Origin of the sequence: Methylobacterium nodulans ORS 2060 (assembly GCF_000022085.1) — a bacterium.
Classification (GTDB): Bacteria; Pseudomonadota; Alphaproteobacteria; order Rhizobiales; family Beijerinckiaceae; genus Methylobacterium; species Methylobacterium nodulans.
This window is the reverse complement of sequence record NC_011894.1, coordinates 4,433,665-4,459,285: the sequence shown is the minus strand read 5'-3', so window position 1 is coordinate 4,459,285 and position 25,621 is coordinate 4,433,665. Positions and strand designations below refer to the sequence as shown.

General features: G+C 70.9%; 27 protein-coding genes. 11 read left to right on the top strand and 16 right to left on the bottom strand.

All coding sequences use genetic code 11. The features are described 5' to 3' along the window. The first annotated feature begins 34 nt into the window (after window positions 1-34). The 4 genes from ftsY to MNOD_RS20750 all read left to right on the top strand — a co-directional run bounded on the left by ftsY (window position 35) and on the right by MNOD_RS20750 (window position 4,064). On the top strand, window positions 35-1,348 hold the full coding sequence (gene ftsY / locus MNOD_RS20765) for a signal recognition particle-docking protein FtsY (protein WP_015930922.1): 1,314 nt from the start codon (window positions 35-37) through the stop codon (window positions 1,346-1,348). 194 nt (window positions 1,349-1,542) lie between these two features. Beyond that, the gene (locus MNOD_RS20760; protein ID WP_015930921.1) at window positions 1,543-2,154 is read left to right on the top strand and encodes a septation protein A; all 612 of its coding nucleotides are present in this window, start codon (window positions 1,543-1,545) and stop codon (window positions 2,152-2,154) included. Window positions 2,155-2,279: 125 nt separating this feature from the next. Further along, on the top strand, window positions 2,280-3,323 hold the full coding sequence (gene trpS, locus MNOD_RS20755) for a tryptophan--tRNA ligase (protein ID WP_015930920.1): 1,044 nt from the start codon (window positions 2,280-2,282) through the stop codon (window positions 3,321-3,323). 39 nt (window positions 3,324-3,362) lie between these two features. Next, window positions 3,363-4,064, top strand: coding sequence for a haloacid dehalogenase type II (locus tag MNOD_RS20750; RefSeq protein ID WP_015930919.1), 702 nt, complete (start codon window positions 3,363-3,365; stop codon window positions 4,062-4,064). 102 nt (window positions 4,065-4,166) lie between these two features. Here MNOD_RS20750 and MNOD_RS20745 read toward each other — a convergent pair whose 3' ends face one another. From MNOD_RS20745 to MNOD_RS20725, 5 genes are all read right to left on the bottom strand, one after another. Then, window positions 4,167-4,358, bottom strand: coding sequence for a fumarylacetoacetate hydrolase family protein (locus tag MNOD_RS20745; protein ID WP_015930918.1), 192 nt, complete (start codon window positions 4,356-4,358; stop codon window positions 4,167-4,169). Then, a complete protein-coding gene (locus MNOD_RS20740; protein ID WP_015930917.1) occupies window positions 4,355-5,116 on the bottom strand; it encodes an SDR family NAD(P)-dependent oxidoreductase in 762 nt (253 codons plus the stop codon). The genes MNOD_RS20745 and MNOD_RS20740 overlap by 4 nt, the downstream gene beginning before the upstream one ends. A 239-nt stretch (window positions 5,117-5,355) precedes the next feature. Then, window positions 5,356-5,802 carry a Crp/Fnr family transcriptional regulator gene (locus tag MNOD_RS20735; protein ID WP_015930916.1) on the bottom strand — a complete coding sequence of 149 codons (447 nt, stop codon included), beginning with the start codon at window positions 5,800-5,802 and terminating at the stop codon, window positions 5,356-5,358. Between the two features lie 113 nt (window positions 5,803-5,915). After that, the gene (locus MNOD_RS20730) at window positions 5,916-8,747 is read right to left on the bottom strand and encodes an ABC transporter transmembrane domain-containing protein (RefSeq protein WP_015930915.1); all 2,832 of its coding nucleotides are present in this window, start codon (window positions 8,745-8,747) and stop codon (window positions 5,916-5,918) included. A gap of 323 nt (window positions 8,748-9,070) precedes the next feature. Next, complete coding sequence (locus MNOD_RS20725) at window positions 9,071-9,274, bottom strand: hypothetical protein (protein ID WP_015930914.1); 204 nt, start codon at window positions 9,272-9,274, stop codon at window positions 9,071-9,073. 217 nt (window positions 9,275-9,491) lie between these two features. Here MNOD_RS20725 and MNOD_RS20720 point away from each other — a divergent pair, with 217 nt between their 5' ends. Beyond that, a complete protein-coding gene (locus MNOD_RS20720; RefSeq protein ID WP_012332567.1) occupies window positions 9,492-9,686 on the top strand; it encodes a con-10 family general stress protein in 195 nt (64 codons plus the stop codon). A gap of 302 nt (window positions 9,687-9,988) precedes the next feature. Here the strand turns inward: MNOD_RS20720 and MNOD_RS20715 are convergent, their stop codons facing one another. The 3 genes from MNOD_RS20715 to MNOD_RS20705 form a co-directional block, all read right to left on the bottom strand. After that, window positions 9,989-10,186 carry a hypothetical protein gene (locus MNOD_RS20715; protein WP_015930913.1) on the bottom strand — a complete coding sequence of 66 codons (198 nt, stop codon included), beginning with the start codon at window positions 10,184-10,186 and terminating at the stop codon, window positions 9,989-9,991. Between the two features lie 34 nt (window positions 10,187-10,220). Further along, complete coding sequence (locus MNOD_RS20710; RefSeq protein WP_015930912.1) at window positions 10,221-10,727, bottom strand: hypothetical protein; 507 nt, start codon at window positions 10,725-10,727, stop codon at window positions 10,221-10,223. A gap of 395 nt (window positions 10,728-11,122) precedes the next feature. Further along, complete coding sequence (locus MNOD_RS20705) at window positions 11,123-11,926, bottom strand: response regulator (RefSeq protein WP_015930911.1); 804 nt, start codon at window positions 11,924-11,926, stop codon at window positions 11,123-11,125. Window positions 11,927-12,114: 188 nt separating this feature from the next. On the opposite strand from MNOD_RS20705, the gene MNOD_RS20700 reads away from it, so the two are divergent. Continuing rightward, window positions 12,115-12,336 carry a NepR family anti-sigma factor gene (locus MNOD_RS20700; protein ID WP_015930910.1) on the top strand — a complete coding sequence of 74 codons (222 nt, stop codon included), beginning with the start codon at window positions 12,115-12,117 and terminating at the stop codon, window positions 12,334-12,336. A gap of 183 nt (window positions 12,337-12,519) precedes the next feature. Here the strand turns inward: MNOD_RS20700 and MNOD_RS43780 are convergent, their stop codons facing one another. Continuing rightward, complete coding sequence (locus MNOD_RS43780) at window positions 12,520-12,696, bottom strand: DUF1328 domain-containing protein (RefSeq protein WP_015930909.1); 177 nt, start codon at window positions 12,694-12,696, stop codon at window positions 12,520-12,522. 205 nt (window positions 12,697-12,901) lie between these two features. On the opposite strand from MNOD_RS43780, the gene MNOD_RS20690 reads away from it, so the two are divergent. Continuing rightward, window positions 12,902-13,117, top strand: a complete 216-nt coding sequence (locus MNOD_RS20690) for a hypothetical protein (RefSeq protein WP_015930908.1) — start codon at window positions 12,902-12,904, stop codon at window positions 13,115-13,117. A 22-nt stretch (window positions 13,118-13,139) separates the two neighbouring features. Here the strand turns inward: MNOD_RS20690 and MNOD_RS20685 are convergent, their stop codons facing one another. Next, window positions 13,140-13,544: a DUF4332 domain-containing protein gene (locus MNOD_RS20685; protein ID WP_015930907.1), complete on the bottom strand. Its 405-nt coding sequence runs from the start codon at window positions 13,542-13,544 to the stop codon at window positions 13,140-13,142. A gap of 145 nt (window positions 13,545-13,689) precedes the next feature. On the opposite strand from MNOD_RS20685, the gene MNOD_RS20680 reads away from it, so the two are divergent. Beyond that, a complete protein-coding gene (locus MNOD_RS20680) occupies window positions 13,690-14,604 on the top strand; it encodes an MBL fold metallo-hydrolase (protein WP_015930906.1) in 915 nt (304 codons plus the stop codon). 287 nt (window positions 14,605-14,891) lie between these two features. Here the strand turns inward: MNOD_RS20680 and MNOD_RS20675 are convergent, their stop codons facing one another. Together MNOD_RS20675 and MNOD_RS20670 are read right to left on the bottom strand one after the other, a co-directional pair. Beyond that, window positions 14,892-15,671 carry a DUF1499 domain-containing protein gene (locus MNOD_RS20675; protein WP_015930905.1) on the bottom strand — a complete coding sequence of 260 codons (780 nt, stop codon included), beginning with the start codon at window positions 15,669-15,671 and terminating at the stop codon, window positions 14,892-14,894. A gap of 95 nt (window positions 15,672-15,766) precedes the next feature. Next, window positions 15,767-17,395: a long-chain-fatty-acid--CoA ligase gene (locus MNOD_RS20670; protein WP_015930904.1), complete on the bottom strand. Its 1,629-nt coding sequence runs from the start codon at window positions 17,393-17,395 to the stop codon at window positions 15,767-15,769. A 339-nt stretch (window positions 17,396-17,734) separates the two neighbouring features. On the opposite strand from MNOD_RS20670, the gene MNOD_RS49280 reads away from it, so the two are divergent. Both MNOD_RS49280 and MNOD_RS49275 read left to right on the top strand, forming a co-directional pair. Beyond that, entirely contained in the window at window positions 17,735-18,112 is a 378-nt protein-coding gene (locus MNOD_RS49280; RefSeq protein WP_015930903.1) for a LysE family transporter, read from the top strand. Beyond that, window positions 18,109-18,354, top strand: coding sequence for a hypothetical protein (locus MNOD_RS49275; protein WP_015930902.1), 246 nt, complete (start codon window positions 18,109-18,111; stop codon window positions 18,352-18,354). Before MNOD_RS49280 ends, MNOD_RS49275 begins: the two co-directional genes overlap by 4 nt. Before the next feature lie 66 nt (window positions 18,355-18,420). Here the strand turns inward: MNOD_RS49275 and MNOD_RS20655 are convergent, their stop codons facing one another. Further along, window positions 18,421-19,506, bottom strand: a complete 1,086-nt coding sequence (locus MNOD_RS20655) for an FUSC family protein (RefSeq protein WP_015930901.1) — start codon at window positions 19,504-19,506, stop codon at window positions 18,421-18,423. A gap of 112 nt (window positions 19,507-19,618) precedes the next feature. Between MNOD_RS20655 and MNOD_RS20650 the strand changes: the two genes are divergently transcribed. Then, on the top strand, window positions 19,619-20,392 hold the full coding sequence (locus MNOD_RS20650; protein ID WP_043749148.1) for a transporter substrate-binding domain-containing protein: 774 nt from the start codon (window positions 19,619-19,621) through the stop codon (window positions 20,390-20,392). A 203-nt stretch (window positions 20,393-20,595) separates the two neighbouring features. Here the strand turns inward: MNOD_RS20650 and tkt are convergent, their stop codons facing one another. The 3 genes from tkt to MNOD_RS20635 form a co-directional block, all read right to left on the bottom strand. Then, entirely contained in the window at window positions 20,596-22,578 is a 1,983-nt protein-coding gene (gene tkt / locus MNOD_RS20645) for a transketolase (RefSeq protein WP_015930899.1), read from the bottom strand. Window positions 22,579-22,703: 125 nt separating this feature from the next. Beyond that, window positions 22,704-24,590 (bottom strand): TRAP transporter large permease, encoded by a 1,887-nt coding sequence (locus tag MNOD_RS20640; RefSeq protein ID WP_015930898.1) that lies wholly within the window; start codon window positions 24,588-24,590, stop codon window positions 22,704-22,706. Window positions 24,591-24,601: 11 nt separating this feature from the next. Beyond that, window positions 24,602-25,618 (bottom strand): TRAP transporter substrate-binding protein, encoded by a 1,017-nt coding sequence (locus MNOD_RS20635; protein WP_015930897.1) that lies wholly within the window; start codon window positions 25,616-25,618, stop codon window positions 24,602-24,604. Window positions 25,619-25,621 lie beyond the last annotated feature (3 nt).

Genomic DNA, 25,621 nt, shown 5'->3' with positions numbered 1-25,621 from the left:
TCGATCCCTTCCGGACGGTGTGGAGCAGGCGCGGATGAGCGACAACACCAAGCCCGGCTGGTTCGGCCGATTGTTCGGACGCCGGGGCGAGGCCCCCGCGGAGGCGCCGCCCGTCACGCCGTCGGAAGGCGAGCCGGATTACGCCACCGCGGCCGAGAGTGCACCTCCCGCCGCGCCCACCGTCACGGAAGCCTCGCCCGACACGGCGCCGGAGCGGGACCTTCCGCCCGAACTCGCCGGCGCCGACCTGCAGCCCATCGAGGGCGCCCCCGAGGAACCGCCGGCCGGCACCGCCGGCCAGCCCCCCGCCACCCCGACCGAGCCCGAGGGCGCGGTGGCGCCGGAGGCCGAGCCCCCTGCCGCCAGCGCCCTCGCGGAGCCGGAGCCGGAGCCGGAGCCGGAGCCCGAGGCGCCCGCCGAGAAGCGTGGCTGGTGGAGCCGGCTCACCGGCGGCCTGCGCCGCACCTCCTCGGCGCTCTCCGAGCGCGTCACCGGGCTCTTCACCAAGCGCAAGCTCGATGCCACCACCCTGGAGGAGCTGGAGGACGCCCTGATCCAGGCGGATTTCGGCGTCGAGACCGCCATGCGCATCTCGGAAGCGGTCGGCAAGGGCCGCTACGAGAAGGGCATCGCGCCCGACGAGGTGCGGGCGATCCTGGCCACGGAGGTGGAGCGGGCGCTGGAGCCCGTCGCCCGTCCGCTCGCCCTCGATCCGGGCGCCAAGCCCTTCGTGCTCCTCATGGTTGGGGTGAACGGCGCGGGCAAGACGACGACGATCGGCAAGCTCGCTCAGAAGTTCCGGGCTCAGGGGCGCAGCGTGATGCTCGCGGCCGGCGACACGTTCCGGGCGGCGGCGATCGAGCAGCTCAAGGTCTGGGGCGAGCGCACCGGCGCGCCCGTGGTCACGCGCCCCCAGGGCGCCGATGCGGCGGGCCTCGCCTTCGACGCTCTTCAGGCGGCGCGGGAATCCGGGACCGACGTGCTGATGATCGACACGGCCGGCCGGCTCCAGAACAAGGCCGGGCTGATGGCGGAGCTCGAAAAGATCGTCCGGGTGATCCGCAAGCTCGACGAGAGCGCCCCGCACGCGGTGCTCCTCGTGCTGGACGCGACGGTCGGACAGAACGCCATCAGCCAGGTCGAGCTGTTCCAGAAGACCGCCGGCGTCACCGGCCTCGTGATGACGAAGCTCGACGGCACCGCGCGCGGCGGCATCCTGGTCGCGCTCGCGGCCAAGTTCGGCCTGCCGGTCCACTTCATCGGCGTCGGCGAGGGGGTCGACGATCTCGAACCCTTCACGGCGCGGGATTTCGCGCGGGCGATCGCGGGCCTGGAAAAGGATACCTGAGCGGAGGCCGCTTCGGGGAGCGGCGCGTCACGGGTCTCGGTGAGGAGCGCCGTGGCCTCATTGTCGATGGCAATGGGCATCGGCGTCTCCGTGAAGGGATGCGGTGCGCTCTCCGAGGGTCTAATGCTCGGGCGGGCGATGCGCGACGTTCCGCGCCATCCTGAGCCCCCGGCCGACGCAGTAGACCCCACGCCATGCAGATCGAATCCGTCCCGCCCAAGGCCCACCTGCCGCCGCTCGTCAAGCTCGCCCTCGAACTGGGGCCGCTCGGCCTGTTCTTCCTCGGCAATGCCTATGCGGACCGCTTCGGCTTCCCGTCCGACAAGAAGCTCTTCGCGGCGACCGGGCTGTTCATCGCCGCGACCCTCGTCGCGCTCGTGGTCCACTACCTGCTGGTGCGCCGCCTGCCGATCATGCCCCTCGTCTCGGGCGTCGTGGTGGTGGTGTTCGGCGGGCTCACCCTGGCGCTCCAGGACGAGCTCTTCATCAAGCTCAAGCCCACCATCGTGAACAGCCTGTTCGGCGCGGTCCTGCTCGGCGGCCTCGTCGTCGGCAAGCCGCTCCTCTCCCTCGTCCTCGACAGCGTCTTCGACCTCGATCCGGAGGGCTGGCGCAAGCTGACCTTCCGCTGGGGCCTGTTCTTCTTCGTGCTGGCGGCTCTGAACGAGGTGGTGTGGCGCACCCAGACCACGGATTTCTGGGTCGGGTTCAAGGTCTTCGGCATCATGCCGCTCACCATCGCCTTCGCGCTCGCCCAGACGCCGCTGCTGCTGCGCCACGAGCGCAAGGCCGCGGACGAGGCCTGACGGCCCCGCCGTGATGCCGCGGCCCGGATGCCTTGACCCGCCCGAACCGTTGGGTCAGAACGCCGCGCCCGCGGGCCGCCCGAGCCTCCGGCTCCCCCTGCTCTCCGGCCCGATACGAGACGCCGATGCCCGCGTTCCAGGAACTCGTCTTCTCCGGCGTCCAGCCGACCGGAAACCTTCACCTCGGCAATTATCTCGGGGCGATCAGGCGCTTCGTCGCCCTGCAGGCGCAGTACGCGACCTGCCTCTACTGCGTCGTCGACCTGCACGCGATCACGGTCTGGCAGGATCCGGCCGAGCTGACGAATCAGATCCGCGAGGTCACGGCGGCCTTCCTGGCGGCCGGCATCGACCCGTCGCGCGCCATCGTGTTCAATCAGAGCCAGGTGCCCCAGCACGCGGAACTGACCTGGATCTTCAACTGTGTCGCCCGCCTCGGCTGGCTCAACCGCATGACGCAGTTCAAGGAGAAGGCCGGCAAGGACCGCGAGAATGCCAGCATCGGCCTCTACGACTATCCCGTGCTGATGGCCGCCGACATTCTGGCCTACCGGGCGACCCACGTCCCGGTGGGCGAGGACCAGAAGCAGCACCTCGAACTCACCCGCGACATCGCCCAGAAGTTCAACAACGACTTCTCCGGCTCGATCGCGGCGCGGGGCCATGGCGAGGCCTTCTTCCCCCTCACCGAGCCGCTGATCGGCGGACCGGCCGCCCGAGTCATGTCCCTGCGCGACGGGACGAAGAAGATGTCGAAGTCGGACCCCTCCGACTATTCGCGCATCAACCTGACGGACGACGCCGACGCCATCGCCCAGAAGGTCCGCAAGGCCAAGACCGACGCCGAGCCCCTCCCCTCGGAGGTGGCGGGCCTCGCCGGGCGGCCGGAGGCCGACAACCTCGTCGGCATCTTCGCGGCCCTGCGGGACGTCTCCCGCGAGGACGTGCTGCGCGATTACGGCGGTGCTCAGTTCTCGGCCTTCAAGGGCGCCCTCGTCGATCTCGCGGTGGAGAGGCTGGGGCCGATCGGGGCCGAGATGAAGCGCCTCGTCGACGATCCGGGCCATATCGACCGGGTGCTGGCAGACGGCGCCGCCCGCGCCGAGGCGATCGCGGCCCCGACCATCGCGGCGGTGAAGGATATCGTCGGATTCGTGCGGACGCGGTAGCGCCGGCGCCCCGGGAGGCCCGGCGGGAGGGAGCGACCGATGGCCATCCAGGCCCTGATCTTCGACGTCTTCGGCACCCTGCTCGACTGGCACGGCGGCGTCGCCCGCGAGGCGGCGCGCCTGCTCGGCCCCCTGCGCCCCGACCTCGACGGCGGCGCCTTCGCGCGGGCGTGGCGCGACCGCTATCAGCCCGGCATGGAGCCGATCCGCCAGGGCGCGCGCGATTTCGCGGATCTCGACACGCTCCACGCCGAGAGCCTGGAGGAGGTGCTCGCGGCCGAGGGCCTCGGCTCCGTCGCGCCCGAGACCAAGCGGGAGCTGGTCCTCGCCTGGCACCGGCTCGACGCTTGGCCCGACGTCGCCGAGGGACTTGGCCGCCTGAAGCCGCGCGTCCTGCTGGCGCCCTGCTCCAACGCCCATATCCGGCTCGCCATCGCCCATGCGCGCCGCAACGGCCTGCCCTGGGACGCGATCCTCGGGGCCGAGCTCGCCCGCGACTACAAGCCGAAACCCGCCGTCTACCTGCGGGCCGTCGAGGCGCTGCGGCTCGCCCCCGGCGAGGTCATGATGGTCGCGGCCCATTCCTCGGATCTCGCCGCCGCGGCCGCCTGCGGCCTCGCCACGGCCCACATCGCCCGCCCCGACGAGAAGGGGCCGGGTACCGGCGAGACCGCGCCGAGCGTGCCCGTCGATATCGCCGCACGGGATATCGGCGACCTCGCCCGGCAGCTCGGCTGCTGACGCGGCGGGGGAGCGTGTCCCCCCGCAGGGGCTTCGCCCCACGCAGGGGCGCCGCCCCTGCACCCCGGCAGAGGGGGCTCGCCCCCTCTGCACGCCCCGCTCTCAGGCGAGGATGAAGCGCAGCGTGCCGAGCCCCTCGATCGTGCTCTCGATCCGGTCGCCGGCCTTCGGCCAGACCTGCTTGTCCTTGGGCATGCCGATGATCACGCCTGATGGCGTGTCCGTGAAGATGATGTCGCCCGGCTCAAGCGCGAACAGCCCGCCTGACGCAGTGACCGTCCGGAACCGGATCACAGACTCGAGACGAGGTGGCCGCCATCCACCGGCACGGTCGCGCCGGTCATCCAGGCCGAAGCCTCGCCGGCCAGGAGCAGGAAGGCCCCGTCGAGATCCTCCGGCTTGCCGAGTCGGCGCATCGGGATGCGCTTGACCAGCGCCGCTCCGGCAGGGCTCGCGAAGAACTCGCGGTTGATGTCGGTGTCGATGTAGCCCGGCGCCAGCGCGTTGACCCGGATGCCGTAGCGGGCCCATTCGAGAGCCAGCGCCTCGGTCATCTGCACCACGGCGGCCTTCGAGACCGTATAGGGGCCGACGCCGCCCGCGACCCGGATCCCGAGGATCGACGCGATGTTGAGGATGACGCCGCCGCGGCCGGCATCGCGCCATCGCCGCGCGGCGGCGGTCGACATCAGCCAGACCCCGCGCAGGTTGGTGGCGATGACGCGGTCGAAGACATCGGGATCGGTGTCGATCGCCGCCCCGCCTTCCGCGATGCCCGCATTGTTGACGACCACGTCGGGCAGGTCGTCCAGGGCCGCGAAGGCCGCCTCGACGGAGGCCGCGTCCGCCACGTCGAGGGAGACCGCCCGGGCGCGGGGCGATCCCGCGGCGCCGAGCGCTTCCACGAGGGCGTCGAGCCGGTCCTTGCGTCGGGCCGCGACGGTCACGGCGGCGCCGCAGCGGGCGCAGAGCCGGGCGAAGTGGTCGCCGAGGCCGCTCGACGCGCCCGTCACGAGCACGTGGCGGCCCCTCAGGCCGGCAGCGAGATCCATGGCGTCTCCTCGGATGATCTTGTCGGTGATCTCGGGTGGCGGTGGCGCCGTGCCCATCCCGTGGGGACGGGGAACGGCTCCCGGTCTTTGCTCGATCGCGCCTCCGGCCGAACCCGCATCCGCTGCGGTGCAGGCCCCCTCAGCAGGGTGGCGCGGCTGCTCCCCGCCACCCGGCTTGGATGTCTTTGCTTCCGCATCATTCTGATCGCCGACCCGCGGGACACTTCGGCGAATGGCGCTCAGCCGGCCCGGCGCTGGGCGAGCTGCTGGTTGGTCAGTTCGAGGCGATGCGCGAGCTCCCGCATCACCGCGATCGCGATCTGGGGAAACTGGCTCAGCAGTTCGAGGAAGACCCGGCGATCGATGCGCAAAGCCGTCGTCGCGCCGACGGCCGTCACGGTGGCGGAGCGGGGCTGATCCGCCAGGATGCCCATTTCACCAACGAGCGCATTGGCGCCGAGCACCGCCAAACGGATCGGCCCTGCCGGGCCGTCGATCGTCACCGCCGCCTCTCCCTCCAGGATCAGATAGGCGGCATCCGCTGCGTCGCCCTGATCGAAGAACTTTTGGCCCGCAGCGAAATGCACCCGCTCGCTCGTGAAGGCGAGCAGCTTGAGGCGGGACGGATCGACCTCCCGGAACATCGGAACTTGGCGCAGCGACTGCACCTCGGTCTCGAGCGTCATGCCTCGCATCCCGGTCCAGATCGACCCGACCTTGCCGCAGCGCCGCGCGCGGCGCCAGTCCCGAGTGCATGCAAGGCTGGGAAAAGGCCGCCGCGAGGGGCCTGCTCCCGGCCTCAGACCGCTTTCGGCGCCTCCGGCGCGATCGCCGTCCCGTGCGCGCGCAGCACCACGTCGAAGAGATGCGCGAAGCGGTCGTTCGGCAGGACGACGGCGAGGCTGGTCGCGTCGCCGAAATGCTCGAGCAGGAGCGTCAGGACGGCTTTCGCCCGGTTCTCGCCCATGGGGGTCAGGGCCCCGTCGAGGACGAGGAGGTCCGGGCGGCGCACGAGCGCACGGACCAGGCTGATCGCCGCCCGCTGTCCGCCCGACAGGAAGCGCCCGGCCGGCCCGACCTGATGGTCGAGTCCGACGCGCGCGACCGCATCCGCCAGATCCATCGACTCGACGGTGGCGGAGATCGCCGCCGTGACGGTGGTGGCGGCATCCGCCGCGGATTGGTTGATGCGCCCGAACAGCAGGTTGTCGCGCAGCGGCGCCGCCGCACAGACGGCGCCGTGCTCGTAGAAGTCGACGCCGCCCTCCCCGGCGCTGTCGAGGGCCCGATGCAGGGCCGCGCGGGCGAGGACGAACCGCTCCCGGAGCGTGTCGTCGAGAAGCCCGAGGCGATGGCGCGGCTCGATATAGGCGAGCGGCAGAGCGATGAGCCGCGTCGCGTCCGCGCCGCTGTAGCGCTCGAGACCGAGCCAGCGCCGCCGGGTGCGCGCGAACCAGGATCCGCCGTGGCGCACCTCCGACGCCTCCGTGGCGGTGCGCCGCGCCAGGATCGCCTCGTATTCCGGCAATTCGTCCGCCGACAGGAACGAGAACTGCTCGAAGAGCGGGTGGCCCATCGGCAGGCCCTGGAAGATCTCGAGCATCGTCTCGGCGATGCGCTCGCCCATGATGACGAGGTCGTCGGTGAGACCGCTGCCGTCGAGGACGCCGCGCACCACCGGGTGTTCCGCCATGGCCCGGCCGATCAGGCTCGGGGTCGTCGGCACGCCGAACAGGAGGTTCTCGCCGATCGTCGCCTGACTGTTGTAGCGGTCCGGATCGAAGGGCTCCACGAGATGCTCCATGCCCGTCGCCGCGAGGCGCGCCCGCAGGACCCTGCGCGCCTCGATCAGGCGCGCGGCGAGGTCGGCATGCCGCACGGGATCGACCTGCCCGAGCAGGCCGAACCGGTAGACCTCCTCGCCCATGCCGATGCGGCGCAGCCAGCCGAGGATCACCGCATCGAGGGCGGCGGCATCCGGCACGCCGGCCTGCGCATAGTCGATCCAGTCGCCCGAGGGGCCCTGCGTCGGGTTGCCCGTGCGGCGCGCCTCGGCGAGGTGCCGCCGCTCCTCCGCGGTCTCGGGCCTGTACTCCTCGTCCGGCGGCCGCCTCAGCCCGTACATGATGTTGTCGCGCAGCGACCCGGGAAACAGCACCGGTTCGACGCTCGCATAGGAGACCCGGTGCGCGAGGGCGCGCGAGGCCCACTCGCCGAGTTCATGCCCGCCGATCGTGACGCGGCCGCGCGAGGGCGCCAGCCGTTGGGCCAGGATGCGCGCCAGCGCGCTCGCCGACGGGCTCCCGTCGCTGACGATGCCCAGCCGCGTCGGCAGCGCGAGGGTCAGCGAAACCCCTTCGAGAAGCGGCCCGGGCGCCTCGTTCACCCAGACGTCCTCGATGGCCAGCGTGCCGAGGAGCGGCGCGTCGCGCCCCGGCGTCTCGGCCGGCCGCAGGCGCTCGGGCAGGAACTGCTGCACCACCTGCTCGTACTTCACCTGCACGTCGAGGCGCTGCTGGTCCCAGTCGATCAGCTCCTTGAGCGGCGGCGGCAGGTCCCGGTAGGCCGCGATCACCGCCACGAGCTGGCCGATGCTGAGCTGTCCCTTGAGCGCGAAGTAGCCGCCGATGCAGTAGAACAGGAACGGCGTCATCTGCGCGAGCAGGTTGTTCAGGAACTTCACCATGAACTTGCGCTGGTAGATGCGCAGGCGAAGCTCGAAGAGCCCGTAGAGCCGCTGCCCGATCTCGGCCCGCTCCCAGGGCTCGGCGCCGTTGGCGTGCACAGCCTCGATCCCGTCCACCACCTCGCCGACCCGCCCGGCGAGCCGCCGGGAGGCCAGCTGGCGGCGGCGCCCGAGGCGCAAGAGCTCGCGCCGCAGCCGCGGGATGACCACGAACTGCACGCCGACCACGCCCGCGGCCATCAGCCCGAGCCAGACGTTCTGGATCAGGATGAAGGTCATGGCGGTGGCGGCCTGCGTGCCGAGGAAGGCCGGCAGGATGTAGGCATCGCCGATGAAGCCGCCGATCGGCTCCACCTCGTCGCGCACGATGGTGGCGAGTTCGGAGGACTTCGCCTGCCGGATCGATTCGGGCGAGAAGCGCAGGATCAGCGAGAACAGCTGGAAGCGCAGGCGCCGCAGCATGCGCTCGCCGAGCGCGCCCTTGGCCAGATTGATCCAGTACTTGAAGGCGCCGTTGATCAGCACCAGGAGCAGGAAGAGCGAGGAGAGGCCGAACAGGAGCTCGAACCGGTCGACCTCGAACCCGTCGAAGAGCGGGTGCTCGCCCCCGAACCAGTCCGGCATTCGCAGGCGCAGCACCAGGAACTTGGCGGTCTCGTTGCCCTTCTCGAAGGCGTGGCCCTGGATCGCCTCGTTGACGATGCGGCGCGGCAGGTCGAGGGAGGCGAAGTAGAGCGGCAGCGAGGCCAGCACCACGGCGCAGATCAGGATCTGGTCCCGCTTCGAGTGGCGCCAGATGTAGCGAAAAAGGCTGCGATCGAGCCCGCCTGCCGCGTCGGCGGCCTCCGGATCGTTTCCGGCGAGGGGCGCGGCCTGCGGGGCGGGGCGACCGGCAAAGCCTGCCACGACCTGATTGCGCTCGACCGCTCCTGCCCCGTCCGTCATGCGCCACCTGTAGCCCCGCCCGATCCCCCTGCGCGCCATTTCCCGGATGAGTCGCACGCCCCGCCGGAAAAATGACGCGGAATCAAGGGGTCTCGGTCGACCGTCGTGGCGTCGCGCCACCGGAGACTGCTTAGGGCGCGGCTGCCTCCAAGGAAATGGGGCTTGTGTCGAGGCAGCCCGTAGCGGGAAGCGGACGCGTCATCCCGACGGGCCTCGACCATGCCCGTCGGCTCGGGTCTCGGATGCTTGCCAAGCCTCTGGCTTGGCATCGAGATTTCGCGATGGGTCGACGGCCCGGCGCGTCGCGGCTCGGGCCGGCGGTGTCAGTCCTTGCGCGTGGTGAGGCCGCCCGGGCGGCGGGTGGCCAGCAGATCCTGAGCGTGCGGCGAGTCTTCCGGATCGCGGTCGGTGACCGGCGTCGGGCTGTCTTCGGGAGCCGGCATCGGCGGCAGAGCGTCGCAGTTCGGGGCCGGTGCGGGCTCGGGCTGCGCGGCGGCGCGGCGCTTCACCATGTCGGGGTTGGTCATCGCAATGGCTCCCAACTCGAGGGGAATCGTGCCTTGCGCAGGCATGACGGGCCGGTCCGGCCTGGACTCGGCACCGAAGCGAACGTCATCCTCTCCGGCGCGGTTCCGGGCAATCGCTCCCGCCGCGGCCCTCGCGGGCGAGCGCCCCGAAACGGCACAGGAACCATCAATTGCGCTGAAGGTTGAGAGCACGAGGACACCGGCCAAGGAGGCAATCATGGCAACCGGAAATTCGACCTCAAAGCGCGGTTTCGCATCAATGGACATGGAGCGGCAGCGCGAGATCGCCAGCAAGGGCGGCCGCAGCGTTCCCGCCGAGAAGCGCTCGTTCTCGCAGGACCGCGAGCTCGCCTCGTCGGCCGGCCGCAAGGGCGGGCAGGCATCGGGTTCGGGCCGCTCCAGCGAAGACTGACACCGTCTGACGCTCCGCCGTGACCCGACGCCGGCGTCGGGTCACGGCGTCGGCTTGCCTGGGCCCCCTCCAACCGCCGGACGAACGAAACGGGCGCCCCATGGGGCGCCCGTCTTCGTCTGCGCGGCCTCTTCGCGCGATGTCGTCCTGTACCTTCGCCGGCGCGGTGCCTCTATGCGACTAAGCCTAATCGGCTTGCGGTGTCACGCCACCGCAAGCCGATTAGGCTTTTGCTGTGTCGCAGGTTTTTGACGGAAAACCGCAACGCACTGTTCCGAAACCTGCTTAGGACCGGCCGCGGCTCAGGCCGAAAGCTGCGTCACCACGAGGTTGCGCTTGAGCAGGGCGGTGCTGATCGTGTCGTCCGAGGGACGGGTCACCACCAGCCCGGCGAGGAGCCGTTCCAGGCGCTCGGTCTCGGACTGGGTCTGCACCTCGCGGCGCACCCGCTCGGGCACCGGCGGCGGAGCGGGATCGTCGGGTTCTCGACAGCCGAGCATGTTTCTCTCCCTGACACGATGTTCTTCTCGGGGATCAGCCGGCGAAAGCTGCCGGCCCGGCCTGCGCGAGGCAGCGGCTCGGCAGCAGGCGCCGGGCCTCGTGGCCTGCAAGCCCGCTGATGGCTCCCTCGCAGCCCTCGGGCATCGGCCGCCGGCTGGTGCCGACATCGTTGGCCGAGGGGACCGGGCTGCGCTCCACCACGGGGGCACCCTCGCGGCTGCGCAGGGTCACCTGCGGCACCGCCGTGTCGCGGGCCACGAGCGTCGTGTTCGCGGCCGAGTCGGTCTGGTAGACGATGTCGCCCGCCTCGTTCCGCAAGGTGACTTTCGCGGCGCCGAGACCGGTGATCTCGACCGCCACGGGCTTCTGCAGGCTCCGCGCGGGCTGCACGCGTGCGAGACGATCCCCCTTGACAAGCTGATTGAAATTCAGCGCCGGACGGGCGACTGCTTCGATCGAGTGCTCGACCAGTGGTTGCGCGGCGAGAGCAAGCAGCGCAGCCGGGGCGGTGATGCTGAAGAAGAGGTGAGCGCGAAGCATACGCGAGTCCTCGGGGCGAAGCTTGACACGTCAATCTCATAACGTCGTGACCGGCCAAGTCGTTCCGCAGCGACGTGCGGGAACGGCACAGTTCATGCCGGCGATCCGAGGAGACCGGTTAGGATTCTGCTCACCCTGCCGAGGTGCGCTCACGCACCCCGCATGCGGCGCGAGAGCCACACCTGCCGAAAAACGACACCGCAGGATCGGAACCTCGCGGGCCGGGGAGGCGTTGAGATGACAACCCGGCCACCTGGTCCTCCCCGCATTCCCCTTGTGCATTGGCCGGAAACTGAAAACGGGCCGGATGAACATCCGGCCCGTTCCTTTGTGCGCCGACGGAAAATGGCCGCTCCAGGGAGGAGCGGCCATCACAGGGTCAGGCGGTTGGCTTGTCAGACGGCGGCCTTGGCCTCGCGGCGGCGGGCGCTCTGCTGGAAGAACAGCGCCTGGCTGATCACCGCCGAGACGTTCGCGGGCTGGAAGGGCTTGGCGATGAGGAAGGCGGGTTCCGGCCGCTCGCCGGTGAGGAAGCGCTCCGGATAGGCGGTGATGAAGATCACCGGCACCTCGAAGGTCTTGAGCAGGTCATTGACTGCATCGAGGCCCGAACTGCCGTCCGCAAGCTGGATGTCGGCCAGGATCAGGCCCGGTCGGCGGCCTTCCGCGAGCTTGATGGCTTCCGAGCGGGTGCGCGCGACGCCGGTCACGTTGTGGCCGAGCCCCTCGACCAGGGCTTCGAGATCCATGGCGATGAGCGGCTCGTCCTCGATGATGAGGATCTCGGTCGCCATGTCGGCGGCGAGTTCGCGGCCCGCTTCGTCCACGAGGTCGCGCACCTCGGAGACATCGACGCCCAGGATGGTGGCGGCATCCTCCTCCGAGAATCCCTCCAGGCAGGACAGCAGGAAGGCCTGGCGCGGCAGAGGCGTGATCTGCCCCAGCCGCACCTCGGCCGGGAGGTCGTGCTGCACCTGCTCGATCTGGCCGTTCACCGAGAGCGAGTTCCAGATCCGCGTGAAAACCCGAAACAGATCCGCCTTGACGTTCGCGCTGCGGCCCAGCGTTTCGGGCTCGTTGACGAGCGTTTCGAGCGTCGCGGCCACGTAGGCATCGCCGGCCACTTGGCTGCCGGTCAGCGCGCGCGCGTAGCGGCGCAGGTACGGCAGGTGCTGCACGACGAGTTGTGCTGTCGACATTCAGTTCCCCTTGTGTGGTGTCGCGCGTGCGAAGTCCTCAACGTGCTCAACGCCGCGCATGCACGTTCGTTCCGGGAGCGGAACCGCCCGGGCCTGACAAGCGTTGTCGGCGCAAGAGCGCGCGTTGGTCAACAAGCGCCGAGGCATCGTCCTGCCCGCCTGTCGAGGACAGGGCGAAGGGGAATTGCATGATCGATTGCAAGGGGATGGAAGGCGCGCAGGCGCCCGCGGACCATGGGATCTCGGGAGACCCCCACCAGCCCGGACTTGATCGTACCACGCAAGGGCGCATCGGGTCCCACCTGCGGGCCATGTACGACGAGCTGATGCAGCAGCCGATCCCGGAGCGGTTCGTCGATCTCCTCGCGGAACTCGATCGCTCCCGCAAGCAGACCCCACAGGAATCCTGACCGGACCGCTGGCGCGGCAGGGCCGACCAGGCTTGCATCGGCAAGCCCGGTCCTGTGCTCGCCGCTTGGTAGCGCCGACCGGGACGCAGGCGGACACGATCCGAAAAACCGGCCTGCTCGGTGCGATGGTCCGCCTCGCGCGTGGAGGATGCGCGCCCGGGCGGGGCGGCGGGGGCGACGTCTTCAGAGGTTCGTGGATCGCCCGCGCAGGAGGCCGACCACGGCCGAGATGGCGAACAGCACGACGGCGACGAAGAAGATGATCTTCGCGGCCTCCACCGCGGTTCCGGCAATGCCGCCGAAGCCGAACAGCGCGGCCACCAGGGCCACGACCAGGAAAGTAACCGCCCAACCCAGCATGGCGCGAACCTTTCGTCCAGAGAGTCATCGGCCCGCGGCCGATCTTGAGCGTAGAAACGTCAAGCCTGAGATTCGGTTCCGCTTTGTCGCAGGGACGAGAGCCCGACGGATCCCCATCTTGGGAAGGACGCTGCGCGAGGGCGGCGGTGCCGGAACCGGGGTTTCGCGCCGCACGTTGCTCCGGCGAACTACTGGAGGCTGCACGATGAACCGATCCATTGCCCTGCAGGCCGGCCTCGCCCTCCTGATCGGGCTGCTCCTGGTCGGGTTCGCGTCTGCCGGTCCGCTGGCCCCGGTGCTGGCGGCAGGCGCCGCGCTGGCAGGCGCTGCGATCGCGGCGGCAGCCCTCGCCGCCCTGCGCGGCGGTGCTCAACCCACCCCCATTCCGATTCCCGTGCGCGCCCGTCGCCGGCGCGGCTAGCGCCGATCCAGACGGAGAAGCCTTACGCCAAGGCGGGCGGCAATGCGCCGGCCCGCGCGATCCACTCCGCCACGCGGCGGCGCGTGGGCGTCACGGCGCAGAACCCGCCCTCGGTATTCAGGGCCGTCAGGGTATCGACGAGGCTGTCCGCATTCTGCCTCGCGAGATCGGCGACCGTGCAGATGCCGGCCGCCTCGAGCAGTTCCGTCATCGGGCGCGCCAGGCCGTGGATGCGAAACAGGTCGCACCGCCCCACCCAGCGCAGGAGCAGCGCCGCGTCGATGCCCGTCGCCTGCGCCAGCTGCCGCCGACCGTCCGGATCGCCCGCCCGGGTGAGCAATGCCTCCGTGGTGGCGATCCCGGCCTCCCGCAGGCGGTCTGCGAGAAACGGGCCGATGCAGCCGACGGACTCGATCAGATAGGCCATGACGTTTTCCGCGGGGGAGGACGTCGGACGGCGGAACCTAGCGTGATCGCCGCGGGTGGTCCAGATCGCCGCATGGCGGGGCCGCTCGACAGGCACCCTGCCCGCCGCTAACCCGTGTCCCGGGATCGCGCGAGGAGGCATCCGGTTGAACCAGTCCGAAGAGCCGGTCTTCACCCGCGAGGCGCCCCAGAGCGGCCGGATCGAGGTGCTCTCCCCCCTGGTGCGGCGGCTCGTCTGCCCGAACGGAGGGCCCTTCACGCAGACCGGGACCTGCACCTACATCGTCGGGCGCGGCCACGTCGCGGTCATCGATCCGGGGCCGGATGATCCGGACCATGCGAAGGCGCTCCTCGCCGCGCTCGACGGGGAGACCGTGGCGGCGATCGTCATCACGCACACGCACCGCGATCACTCGCCCGGCGCCCGCGCCCTCAAGGCCGCAACGGGGGCTCCGATCGTCGGCTGCGGGCCTCATCGGCCCGCGCGGGCGCTGCGGGGCGGCGAGCTGAACCTTCTCGACGCGGCCGGTGATCGCGACCACCGCCCGGACCGGGAGATGCGCGACGGCGATGTGATCGACGGGCCGGGCTGGACGCTTCAGGCCCTCGAGACGCCCGGCCACACCATGAACCACCTCGCCTTCGCGCTGCCGGAGGAGGAGGCGCTGTTCTCCGGCGACCACGTGATGGCGTGGTCGACGAGCATCGTGGCGCCGCCGGACGGGGCGATGGGCGCCTACATGGCCTCCCTCGACCGGCTGAGGGGCCGCTCCGAGCAGGTCTATTGGCCGGGCCACGGCGGCCCGGTGCGCGAGCCGCAGCGCTTCGTGCGGGCCCTGTCCCATCACCGCCGCGCCCGCGAGGCGGCCATCCTCGAGCGGCTGGCGGCCGGAGACAGGACGATCCCGGCCCTGGTGGCGCAGATCTACCAGGGGCTCGATCCCCGTCTCACGGGTGCGGCGGCCCTGTCGGTCTTCGCCCATCTCGAGGATCTCGTCGGCCGCGGCCGGGCCGTCACCGACGGGGAGCCCACGCTGGAGGGCGAGTACCGGAGCGCGTGAGGCGGGCTCAATCGAAACTGGCGTGCGTGGAAGCCGCCCCGCTCCTCATGCTGAGGTGCTCCGAAGGAGCCTCGAAGCACGCCGGACCGGTGCTCCCATCCACCACAGCCTCGGACCAGCGGTCAGGCGTGCTTCGAGGCAGCCTTCGGCTGCACCTCAGCATGAGGGTCGGTGGGGCTGCCCCAGAAGGGAGCGCTCAGTCAGCCGGTTTCATCCGTCAGGGTCGGCCCGGCCGGTGGTGAATTCATACCAGCAGTCCGCTGCGTCGGCAGCCTGGACCGTCGGCATCATTTCACGGCGAGCGCGAGGTTCGACAGCTCATCCAGATAGGAGCGGATGTGGTCGGCGTTCTGGCCGAAATCACGGTCGCCGTAGCGTGAGGCGGCCCGCACGTCGATGCGGGAGCCGTCGGCCCGGGGCCTCACCCGCACGGTGACGTCGTAGGGCAGGCCGAGCAGGCGCGAACGCACCACAGCCTCGATGCGCCCGTTCCCGATCCGCCCCCCCGGACGGGAGGATTCGATCACCTGCCACTTGCGGTTCGCCGCCGCCTTGAGGGCGAGCTGGTATGCCTCGTCGGCGCTGAGGTCGAGCGTGAGCGGTGCGATCTGCGGATAGGCCTCCCGCTGCAGCGCGCGGGCGGCCGGCGAGACGTCGGGCGGCAGGCGACCGGCCCTCGCCGCATAGGCGGCGCGCGAGCGCGAGAAGGCGGGCGGGTCGGCGATATCCGTCGCGATGTCGGTGAGCCGCGGCAGCATCAGCCCCCGCGCCGCCATGTAGCCCGGATAGGCGAGGACGAGCGCGGCGAGGAAGAGGGCGCCGACGGCGGTGCGCAGTCCCCGTGCGCCCTCGTTCCAGATCCGCACGAAGGCGCCGAGCGCGAGGAGCACCGCTAGGATCGCCACGACGACGCCCGCGCCGAGCGCCGCGAGGGCCGCGCCAGTCTCGGCCCGGGGATCGCGCACCAGCAGCAGGGAGATCCCCACGACGGCGAGCGCGAACCACGCGAAGCGAAGCGACCACGGCGCGGCCCGGGTGACGGGCTCCTCGATGATCAGGCGGCGCATGCGGGACGGGGCGGGGTCTGTGCGGTCATGCTCCGGTTAGTAGAGGCCGGCCTGCGCACAGGAAACCCCTCCCGGCTCCGCGCTGGAAGACGGCCTCATGCCACTCTGGGCAGCCGATAATCGCGGAATCGCTCCCGCAGCGCCGTCTTCTGGATCTTGCCCGTCGCCGTATGGGGGATCTCCTCCACCAGCACCACGTCGTCGGGCAGCCACCATTTTGCAATGCGCGGGCGCATGAAGTCGAGGATGTCGGCCTTGTCCGGCGTGCGGCCAGCCTTCGGCACCACCACGAGGAGGGGCCGCTCGTCCCATTTCGGGTGCGCGATGCCGATCACCGCCGCCTCGGCCACGTCCGGATGGCCGATGGCGAGGTTTTCCAGCTCGATCGAGGAGATCCACTCGCCCCCCGACTTGATCACGTCCTTCGAGCGGTCCGTGACCATCATGTAGCCGTTCGGATCGATCGTCGCGATGTCGCCGGTATCGAAGAAGCCGCGATCGTCGAGGATGGGCGTGTCGTCGCGAAAATAGGCCCTGGCCACCGCCGGGCCCGCAACCTTGAGCCGCCCGAACGTGGTGCCGTCCCAGGGCAGGTCGCGGCCGTCGTCGCCGGTCAGCCGGAACTCGACCCCGAAGGGCGGATAGCCCTGCCTCATCTTCAGGTCGAGGCGCGCCTCGCCCTCGAGATTCTCGACCTCGGGCTTGAGCGAGCAGAAGGAGCCGATCGGGCTCATCTCGGTCATGCCCCAGGCATGCACGACGCTGACGCCGAATTCGCGCTCGAAGCGTTCGGTCATCGCCCGCGGGCAGGCGGAGCCGCCGATGACCACGCGCCGCAGGCGGGAGAGGCGGCCGCCCGTCGCGTCGAGGTGCTGGAGCAGGCCGAGCCACACCGTCGGAACCGCCGCCGTGACGGTGACGCCGGTCGATTCCAGCAGGTCGTGGATCGAGGCGCCGTCGAGCTTCGGCCCCGGCAGGACCAGCGAGGCGCCCGCCATCGGTCCCGCGAAGGCGAGCGACCAGCTGTTGGCGTGGAAGAGCGGCACCACCGGCATCGCGATGTCGCGGCTGGCGAGCCCGATATAGTCGGGGCCGTTATTCGCCAGCGCGTGCAGCAGGTTCGAGCGGTGGGAGTAGAGCACGCCCTTCGGGTTGCCGGTGGTGCCGGAGGTGTAGCAGAGGCCGGCCGCCGTGTTCTCGTCGAAGGAGGCCCAGGCGAAATCCGCATCCGCTTCGGCGATCCAATCCTCGTACGCGACGGCGTTGCGCAGGCTCGTCTGCGGCATGTGGGCGCCGTCCGTGAGCACGACGTAGCGCTCGATCGTCGGCAGCTGATCGGCGAGGCGCTCCACCAGCGGCACGAAGGTCAGGTCGAGGAGGAGGATCCGGTCCTCCGCGTGATTGATGATGTAGGCGATCTGCTCGGTGAACAGACGGGGGTTCACGGTGTGGTAGACGGCCCCGATTCCGGTGATGCCGTACCACGCTTCCAGGTGGCGCCAGGTGTTCCAGGCGAGCGTCGCGACGCGGTCGCCGAGCCGGATGCCGTCCCGCTCCAGCCGCTTGGCGAGGCGCAGCGCCCGCAGGCGCACCGCCCCGTAGGTCGTCCGATGCATCGGTCCCTCGACCGAGCGGGAGATCACCGCCCGGTCCCGGTGCTGGGAGGCCGCATAGTCGATGACACGGTGGATCAGCAGAGGCCAGTCCTGCATCAGGCCGAGCATGGCGTGTCGTTCCTTCCCTTTTGCGGCGCGCCCGGCGCCTTCTCGCGCCGGCCGTCGCGGCCGGCGGACGGGCGGCGAGGCCCGACGGGCCCCACTCTAGCGGATTTTCCGCCACGGCAGGACATGGGCGTCCGGACGGCCGCCGCACCCGCGAGCAGCGGCAGCATCGGGCCAACTCCGACGACGATGCGAGCCCGAGGGATCCCGGGCGCAGCACCCTCTCGGGCCGGCCCTTTCGGGCCGGCGCGGCTCATTCGATCGGAGGACGCCTGCCGCAACGGAATGCGCTTCAAGAATGCTCCACGCGGCGCATCGGGCGCTGCCCCGCGGAAAGGCCGGATGGCTGACGTATCGACCCTCCCCTCGCTGCTTGGATCCCTCGCCATCTCCTACGCGCTCGTCCTGGCCGTCCCCGGGCCGAACTTCCTCGTGGTGATGCGCGCAAGCCTGCTCGCCTCGGCGCGGGACACGGACCTGACAGCGCTCGGCATCGCCTGCGGCGCGGCCCCGGCGACGGCGCTTGCGGCCGGCTGCGCCTCCCTGCTGTCGGCGGGACCGCTCGGACGCATCCTCGGCACGGCCATCTTCGCCGTGCTGATGGCCCGCGCGGGGCTCCAGATGCTCTCCGGCGCCGCCGGCGCGGCGGTCGACCCGCGCCGAGCCGCGGCGCGGCGACCTTCGCCCTCGGTTTCGTCGCGGCGGCTTCGAACCCGGTGACGATTTCCTTCTTCGCCGGCTTCTTCGCGGGCGAGGCGCAGGAATTGCTGCCGGAAGCGGCGCCCCTCGCCTGCCTCATCGTCTTCGCGATGGCGGCGACGTGGTTCACCCTGGTCGGGTTCCTGGTCTCGCATCCGGCCTTTCGGCGACTCCTGTCGGCAGGCGGACGCTGGATCCGCTTCGGCGTCGCGGGCGGGCTCCTCGGCATGGCTGCGCTCGCGGTCTGGCGCGCCGCCGTCTGAGAAGCGACTTCGCAGAAGCGGCCTGGCAGAAGCGAGCTGGCGCGCTCCGCGCCCCGGCCGGTGCGCTCAACCGGAGGCCGCGCTCTCCGCAGCCCGCTCGGCAAGGTCGTCGAGGTTCCGCCGCATCTGGTCGAGCGAGAAGGCGATCCAGAAGATCCGCCCGACCACGTCGGAGGACAGCGTACGCGTGAGATGCTGGCGGCGCATGTCGTCGATGGCGGCCCGATAGGCGTCGATCGCCGCCGGGAAGACCGTGTCGTCCCCGGGCGGCGCAGTGCCCGCCTCGAGGCCGTCGGCGATGGCGCGCAGGCGCCGAGCCGCCGCCGCCGCGGCCTCGGCCCAGGGCGTGGCGAGGTCCGGGCCGAGATCCGCCTCCCGCGCCGCCCGCCGCAGCATGACCGCGTCATGGCGCAGGCGCATGAGCGTGCGGGCGAGCGGCTCGGCATCCGGTGCGGCGGCGAGCCGGCTGCGCCGCTCGCGGGCGGCCTCGGCCACCAGCGTCTCGAGCCGGTCGAGGCTGCGGCGCGTCGCGAGCGGCAGGCCCTGCGCGTCGATCGCCGCATCGTCGCGCCGCCCGAGCGCATCGAGCTGCTCGGCAAGCAGCCGGGCCGTGCGGGCCGCCTGCCCGCGCACCGCCCGCGAGGCATGGGCCGGCACCACGAGGAGCGACACCGCGAGCCCGACCGCGCAGCCGAGACCGACCTCCAGGATGCGGTCGAGGGCGAAGGCGACGGGCCCGAGCGTGCTGCCGGTGGTGCTGAGCAGCACGATGACGGCGGTGATCGGGGCGACGCGAAAGCCCGCCGACCGGGCTGCCGCCACCGAGAGGGGCGCGACGGCGACAACGAGGGCGATCGCGCTCGCCACGCCGCCCTGATGCGGGATCGCAAGCGCCACGGCCCCTCCGTACACGGCCCCGAGGACCGAGCCGAGGAAGCGGTCGAGCGCGGCCTTGAGCGAGGAGCCGAGGCTGCTCTGGGTGACGATGAGCGCCGTGATCACCGCCCAGAATGACTGCGGCAGGTTCATGCCGGCGGCGAGCGCGAAGGTGAGGAGGCTCGAGACCGTCATGCGGCCGGCCTGGATCAGCTTGGCGCGGTTCCGGGACAGCCAGGTGCTGAGGCGCGTGGCGACGTGGGAGCGGATGGTCATCGTGCGGCTTCTCCACGCCAGCGAAGCGGCCTCCTGTCAACCGCCGCAGCAACGCCGTGGACAGGCCGGACCGACATCCGCTAGCCAGAGCCTGGCACGACGGGGGTGAGCGATGGACGCATGCAGGTGGATCGGGATCGCCACGATGGCGGCCGGGATCCTGGCGGCTGGACCGGCGGCGGCCCGGCCGCTCGCCGCGATCAAGGAGAGCGGCACGCTCCGGGTGGGGCTGACCGGCGACTATGCCCCCTATTCGCTCAAGCGCGAGGACGGCACGCTGAAGGGCGCCGACGTCACCATGGCGGAGGATCTCGCCCGCACCCTCGGCGTCTCGCTCACCATCGTGCCGACGACCTGGAAGTCCCTCAAGGACGACCTGCTCGCCGACCGCTACGACATCGCCATGGGGGGCGTCAGCGTCACCGCGGATCGGGCCGCCGTGGCGGATTTCTCGGTGCCGGTGATGTCGGACGGCAAGCGTCCGATCGTGCGCTGCGCCGACGCCAGGACCTACACCTCGATCGGCGCCATCGACCGGCCGGAGGTGCGGGTCGTGGTCAATCCCGGCGGCACCAACGAGCGCTTCGCAGCTGCCCATTTCCCCCACGCGACCGTGCGGGTGCATCCCGACAACCGCACGATCTTCCGGGAGGTGGCGGAGGGCCGCGCGGACCTGATGGTCACGGACGGCGCCGAGGTGGATTACCAGTCCCGGCGCCACCGGGGCGTGCTCTGCCCCGCCGCGGTGCCGGATTCCTTCGACCACGCGGACAAGGGCTACTGGATGACCCGCGATCCCGCCTTCAAGGCCGCGGTGGATGCCTGGCTCCAAGCCGCCCTGAAGTCGGGCGCCTACGACAAGGCCCTGGAAGCGGCTGCGGAGTAGCGGTCATCCGACATCCGGCTGCTTGCTTCGCCGTGCGGATTTCGGCTGCGCTCAGGCCAGCGCGGAGCTCTGCTCCGCCCCTTACCGCCCCTTTCCCGGACGACTGCAGCGTCAGCGGAAGGAGATCCGGGAACCAGCCCAAGGACCTGCCGCGAAGCGGCTCAATGCCAGACGGATCTCGGCTTCGCTCCAGCGGGCGCGGATCAGAGCCGCGCCCTGGCCTCCCGCACCACCGCATCCGCAGTGATGCCGAAATGGCGGAAGAGTTCCTCGCCCGGGCCCGAGGCGCCGAAGCCCGTCATGCCGACGAAGCCGCCGTTCTCCCCGATCCAGCGGTCCCAGCCGAGACGCACCGCCGCCTCGACGGCGACCCGGACGGTGCCGGGCGGGATCACCTCCGCACGGTAGGAGTCGGGTTGCGCCGCGAAGGCGTCCCAGGACGGCATCGACACCACGGAAGTCGGGATGCCCTCCGCCTGGAGCTGCGCACGGGCATCGAGCGCCACCGCCACCTCCGATCCGGTACCGATCAGCGTGACCTTCTGGCGCCCGCCCGCGGCCTGGGCGAGCACGTAGGCGCCCCGCGCGCTGAGATTCTCCCCGCCCGGGCTGCGCCGCAGGGGCGGCAGCGGCTGGCGCGAGCAGATCAGCGAGGTCGGCCCGTGCCGGTTCGCGAGCGCCATCTCCCAGGCTTCGACGGTCTCGACCGCATCGGCCGGGCGCAGCACCAGCATGTTGGGAATCGCGCGCAGCGAGGCCAGGAACTCCACCGGCTGGTGGGTCGGGCCGTTGCGGCCGATGCCGATCGAATCGTGGCTGTAGACCGTGATGACCGGCAGCTCCATCAGCGCGGCCATGCGCAGGGCCGGGCGAAGATAATCGGAGAAGACCAGATAGGTGGCACCGACCGGGATCAGGCCGCGATGGGCGGCCATGCCGTTCATCATCGCCCCCATGGCGTGCTCGCGGATGCCGTAATGGAGGTAGCGCCCGCCGCGATTCTGCGCCGTGAAGGCGGGCAGCGCCTGCTTGTGCTTCGTCGGCCCCTCGAGGTCGGGGGCGCCGCTGAACAGGTCGGGGATCGTCTCGGTGAGCGCGGCCAGGATGTCGGCCGCCACCTCGATCGTCGGGCGCTCGGGCGCGGTCTCGGTCCAGTGGCGCTTGAGGCCGACGAGGGTCTCGCGCCACGCGTCGGGCAGGCGCCCCTCCGCGCGGCGGTCGAACTCCGTGCGGATCGCGGCAGGCGACGCCGCCCGGCGCTCCTGCCACGCCGCATAGGCGGCGCGGTTGCGCGCACCCGCGCCGTCGCGCCAGGCCGCGAGCACGTCCTCCGGCACCGTGAAGGCGGGATGGTCCCAGAAGCGGGCCGCCCGTGCCTCCGCGCAATCGCTGTCGAAGACCCGCCCGCCATGGGCGCCGCGCTGCCCTTCGAGACGCGGCAGGCCGCGCCCGATGATCGTGCGGCAGGCGATGAGGCTCGGGCGCGGGTCCCCCTTGGCGAGGAGGAGCGCCGCCGAGACCGCCTCCACGTCGTGGCCGTCGCAGTCGATCACCTGCCAATCGGCCGCCCGGAAGCGGGCGCGCACATCCTCCGAGATCGACAGGTCGGTGCTGCCGTCGTCGGTGATGCGGTTGTCGTCCCACAGGAAGGTGAGCTTGCCGAGCCGCAGGTGGCCGGCGAGCGAGATCACCTCGTGGGCGATGCCTTCCATCAGACAGCCGTCGCCGACGAGGGCGTAGGTGCGGTGGTCGACGAGGTCGGGACCGAACTCGGCGGCGAGCCTGGCTTCCGCCACCGCCATGCCGACCGCATTGGCGATGCCCTGGCCGAGGGGCCCGGTCGTCGCCTCGATGCCGTGATGCGGCGCGAATTCCGGGTGCCCGTGGCAGGGCGAGCCGAGTTCCCGAAAGGACTTGATGGCGTCGAGGGAGATGCCCGCATAGCCGGCGAGATGGAGCGCTGCGTAGAGCAGCATCGAGCCGTGGCCGTTCGAGAGCACGAAGCGGTCGCGGTTCGGCCATTCCGGATCGTCGGGGTTGCAGACGAGGTGGCGCGTGAACAGCGCGGTCGCGATCTCGGCGCAGCCGAGCGGGGCGCCTGGGTGGCCGTCGCCGGCGCGGGCAATGGCGTCGAGGGCGAGGAAGCGGATGGCATCGGCCATGCGGCGGGGGTCGGCGGCGGCCATGGCGGGGTCCTGCGGGCAAAAAGGGATCGTTCGGAGCCCAAGGCTCCGTTTCCCCTCTCCCGGAGGAGAGGGGACGGCGGGGGATGGGTTGAGGATCGGGCGGCGTGGAGCCGCCCGCGAACCCGCTACGGCGCGGTGAGGAAGCCGATCGAGATCCAGGGCACCAGGATGACGACCACGAGGCCGGCGAGCAGCGCCAGGATGTAGCCGATGATAGGCCGTATGCCGGCATCCGGATGGATCCGGCTGATGGCGCAGGCCGCGTAGTAGCCCACCCCGAAGGGCGGCGCGAACAGGCCGACGCCCATGGCGAGGATCACCACCATGGCGTAGTGCACCTCGTGCACGCCGACCTGACGAGCGATCGGGAACAGCAGCGGCCCGAACAGCACGATCGCCGGGATGCCCTCCAGCACCGAGCCCAGCACGATGAAGGCCAGCGCCGACACGATCAGGAAGCCGAGCGCCCCGCCGGGCAGGCCCTTCATGATGACGGCGAGGCTCTGCGAGAAGCCCGACTGGGTGAGCGCCCAGGCCATGCCGGTGGCCGCCCCGATGATCAGCAGGATCGCCCCCGACAGCGAGGCGGTCGAGACCAGCATCGGGTAGAGCCGCTTCCAGTCGAACTGGCGGTAGATCAGGAGGCCGGCCAGCACCGCGTAGACGATGCCGATGGTCGAGACCTCGGTCGCCGTCGCCACGCCCTCGACCACCGCCGCCCGGATCACGAAGGGCAGCGCCAGCGCCGGGATGGCGATCACGAAGGCACGGCCGATCTCGCCCCAGCTCGCGCGGCGCACATGGCTCAGGTCTTCGTTGCGATAGCGCCACCAGACGAGCAGGCAGAGCGTGACCCCGAGCACCAGCCCGGGCAGCAGGCCGCCGGTGAACAAGGCGGTGATCGACACGCCGGTCACCGAGCCGATGGTGATCAGCACCAGCGAGGGCGGGATGGTCTCGGTCTGCGCGCCGGTGGCGGCGAGCAGCGCCACCAGGTCGCCCTCCTTGGCGCCGCGCGCCTTCATCTCGGGGAAGAGCACCGGCGCCACCGCCGCCATGTCGGCGGCCTTCGAGCCGGAGATGCCCGAGACGAGGTACATGGCTCCGACCAGCACGTAGTGCAGGCCGCCGCGCACGTGGCCGAGCAGGGCGGCGAGGAAGCCCACCATGGCGCGGGCCATGCCGGTCATCTCGATGAGGAGCCCCAGGAAGACGAAGAGCGGCACCGCGAGCAGGATCAGGTGGCTCATGCCCTCGTCCATCCGCCCCACCACGACCATGGACGGCGCCCGCGTGGTGAAGGTGAGATAGCCGAAGGTGGCGAGCCCGAACGCGAAGGCGATCGGCACGCCCGAGAAGACCAGCGCCCCGACCCCGAGCACGAAGAAGATCAGCAGGTTCCAGTTGCCAAGCGTGCGCAGGGTCGGCTCGGCCAGCACGAGGCCGCCGACCACCAGGCCCGCGAGCAGCAGGGCGCCGAGCGACGCCTTCCAGTCGGCGCTCTCGACGAGGCGCAGCACCGCGATGGCGAGCATCAGCACGAAGCCGACCGGCAGGGCGGCGGCCCGCCAAGCATTGGTGATCTCGAGCGCCGGCGTCTGGACGAACAGCTCCTCGCTGGCGAACTCGTAGGCGGGTTCGAGCAGGAGACCGATGAAGACGAGGCCTGCGGCGAGCGAGACCGCGTCGAGGAAGGCGCGGGCCTTCGGCGAGGCGAGGCTGACCATGGCGGTCATGCGCATGTGCTCGGCGCGCCGGTAGGCGACGACGGCGCCGAGCATGGCGAGCCACAGGAACAGGATCGAGGCGAGTTCGTCCGCCCACACGATCGGCTGGTGGAAGACGTAGCGGCTCACCACGCCGGAGAGCAGCACCACGATCTCCAGCACCACGAGGAGCGCAGCCGGCACCTCGATCGCTACGCCCAACGCATCGTCGAGCCATTTCAACCGGGCCCGGCGGCCGGTGAGCGCCGGTGCAGCCGGCGTCTCGTCCGCGAGTTCGAGATGCATGCGGTCCTCCCTCAGGCCAGCTTACCGGACACGGCTTCCAGGTGGCCCCAGGCCGCGTCACCGAACTTGGCGCGCCAGTCCTTGTAAAAGGTCGTGCGGCCGAGCGCATCGCGGAAAGGATCGCGATTGACCTCGATGAAGGTGATCCCCTTGGCGGTCAGCTCCTGGCGCAGGGAGGCGCTCAGGCGGACGATATCGGCCCGCTGGTCGTCGGCCGAGCGGTCGAGCTCGCGGGTGACGAGCGCGCGCAGATCCTCCGGCAGGCGCTGGAAGGCGCGCTTGTTGCCGAGGATCCAGTAGCCGTCCCAGACATGGCCGGTGAGGCTGCAGGACTTCTGCACCTCGTAGAGCCGCGTCGTGGCCGTGATGGCGAGCGGATTCTCCTGGCCCTCGAAGATCTTGGTCTGCAGCGCGGAGTAGAGCTCGTTGAAGTTGAGCGGCGCCGCCCCGGCCTCGAGAGCCTTGAACAGGGAGGTCAGCATCGGGGCCGGAGGCACCCGGATCTTGAAGCCCTTGAGGTCCTCGGGCGTGCGGATCTCGCGGGTCGACGAGGTGATGTGGCGGAAACCGTTGTCCCAGGCCTTCGAGACGGTCTGGATGGGCGTCTTGGCGATCTGCTCGCGGATATAGTTGCCGAGCCCGCCGTCCATCGCCGCCCAGACGGCGTCGTAGTCCTTGAAGGCGAAGCCGGTATTGGGGAGGCTCGCGGCGGGAATGAAGGTCGCGAGGATCGAGGTCGAGAGGTTGAAGAACTCGACGCTGCCGTTGCGCACCTGCGAGAGCAGGTCGGTGTCGGAGCCGAGCTGGTTGGCCGGGAAGAGCTTGATGTCGAGCCGGCCGCCCGACGCCTCGCGGATGCGGTTGAGGGCTTCCTGGGCGCGGAGATTGACCGGGTGGGTCGGGTCCTGTCCGGTGGCGAGCTTGTACTCGAACTCGGCCGCGTTGGCGGGGCGGCGCAGGATGGTGACGAGGGGCAGGCTGGCCGCGCCGGCAAGGAGCGTGCGGCGGCTGAGGGTCGGTGTCGACATGGC

What these genes read in the sequence shown, in the direction of transcription:
- ftsY (WP_015930922.1), top strand. Translation starts at nt 35, where the DNA reads ATGAGCGACAACACCAAGCCCGGCTGGTTCGGCCGATTGTTCGGACGC.
- MNOD_RS20760 (WP_015930921.1), top strand. Translation starts at nt 1,543, where the DNA reads ATGCAGATCGAATCCGTCCCGCCCAAGGCCCACCTGCCGCCGCTCGTC.
- trpS (WP_015930920.1), top strand. Translation starts at nt 2,280, where the DNA reads ATGCCCGCGTTCCAGGAACTCGTCTTCTCCGGCGTCCAGCCGACCGGA.
- MNOD_RS20750 (WP_015930919.1), top strand. Translation starts at nt 3,363, where the DNA reads ATGGCCATCCAGGCCCTGATCTTCGACGTCTTCGGCACCCTGCTCGAC.
- MNOD_RS20740 (WP_015930917.1), bottom strand. Translation starts at nt 5,116, where the DNA reads ATGGATCTCGCTGCCGGCCTGAGGGGCCGCCACGTGCTCGTGACGGGC.
- MNOD_RS20735 (WP_015930916.1), bottom strand. Translation starts at nt 5,802, where the DNA reads ATGACGCTCGAGACCGAGGTGCAGTCGCTGCGCCAAGTTCCGATGTTC.
- MNOD_RS20730 (WP_015930915.1), bottom strand. Translation starts at nt 8,747, where the DNA reads ATGACGGACGGGGCAGGAGCGGTCGAGCGCAATCAGGTCGTGGCAGGC.
- MNOD_RS20725 (WP_015930914.1), bottom strand. Translation starts at nt 9,274, where the DNA reads ATGACCAACCCCGACATGGTGAAGCGCCGCGCCGCCGCGCAGCCCGAG.
- MNOD_RS20720 (WP_012332567.1), top strand. Translation starts at nt 9,492, where the DNA reads ATGGCAACCGGAAATTCGACCTCAAAGCGCGGTTTCGCATCAATGGAC.
- MNOD_RS20715 (WP_015930913.1), bottom strand. Translation starts at nt 10,186, where the DNA reads ATGCTCGGCTGTCGAGAACCCGACGATCCCGCTCCGCCGCCGGTGCCC.
- MNOD_RS20710 (WP_015930912.1), bottom strand. Translation starts at nt 10,727, where the DNA reads ATGCTTCGCGCTCACCTCTTCTTCAGCATCACCGCCCCGGCTGCGCTG.
- MNOD_RS20705 (WP_015930911.1), bottom strand. Translation starts at nt 11,926, where the DNA reads ATGTCGACAGCACAACTCGTCGTGCAGCACCTGCCGTACCTGCGCCGC.
- MNOD_RS20700 (WP_015930910.1), top strand. Translation starts at nt 12,115, where the DNA reads ATGATCGATTGCAAGGGGATGGAAGGCGCGCAGGCGCCCGCGGACCAT.
- MNOD_RS43780 (WP_015930909.1), bottom strand. Translation starts at nt 12,696, where the DNA reads ATGCTGGGTTGGGCGGTTACTTTCCTGGTCGTGGCCCTGGTGGCCGCG.
- MNOD_RS20690 (WP_015930908.1), top strand. Translation starts at nt 12,902, where the DNA reads ATGAACCGATCCATTGCCCTGCAGGCCGGCCTCGCCCTCCTGATCGGG.
- MNOD_RS20685 (WP_015930907.1), bottom strand. Translation starts at nt 13,544, where the DNA reads ATGGCCTATCTGATCGAGTCCGTCGGCTGCATCGGCCCGTTTCTCGCA.
- MNOD_RS20675 (WP_015930905.1), bottom strand. Translation starts at nt 15,671, where the DNA reads ATGCGCCGCCTGATCATCGAGGAGCCCGTCACCCGGGCCGCGCCGTGG.
- MNOD_RS20670 (WP_015930904.1), bottom strand. Translation starts at nt 17,395, where the DNA reads ATGCTCGGCCTGATGCAGGACTGGCCTCTGCTGATCCACCGTGTCATC.
- MNOD_RS49280 (WP_015930903.1), top strand. Translation starts at nt 17,735, where the DNA reads ATGGCTGACGTATCGACCCTCCCCTCGCTGCTTGGATCCCTCGCCATC.
- MNOD_RS20655 (WP_015930901.1), bottom strand. Translation starts at nt 19,506, where the DNA reads ATGACCATCCGCTCCCACGTCGCCACGCGCCTCAGCACCTGGCTGTCC.
- MNOD_RS20650 (WP_043749148.1), top strand. Translation starts at nt 19,619, where the DNA reads ATGGACGCATGCAGGTGGATCGGGATCGCCACGATGGCGGCCGGGATC.
- tkt (WP_015930899.1), bottom strand. Translation starts at nt 22,578, where the DNA reads ATGGCCGCCGCCGACCCCCGCCGCATGGCCGATGCCATCCGCTTCCTC.
- MNOD_RS20640 (WP_015930898.1), bottom strand. Translation starts at nt 24,590, where the DNA reads ATGCATCTCGAACTCGCGGACGAGACGCCGGCTGCACCGGCGCTCACC.
- MNOD_RS20635 (WP_015930897.1), bottom strand. Translation starts at nt 25,618, where the DNA reads ATGTCGACACCGACCCTCAGCCGCCGCACGCTCCTTGCCGGCGCGGCC.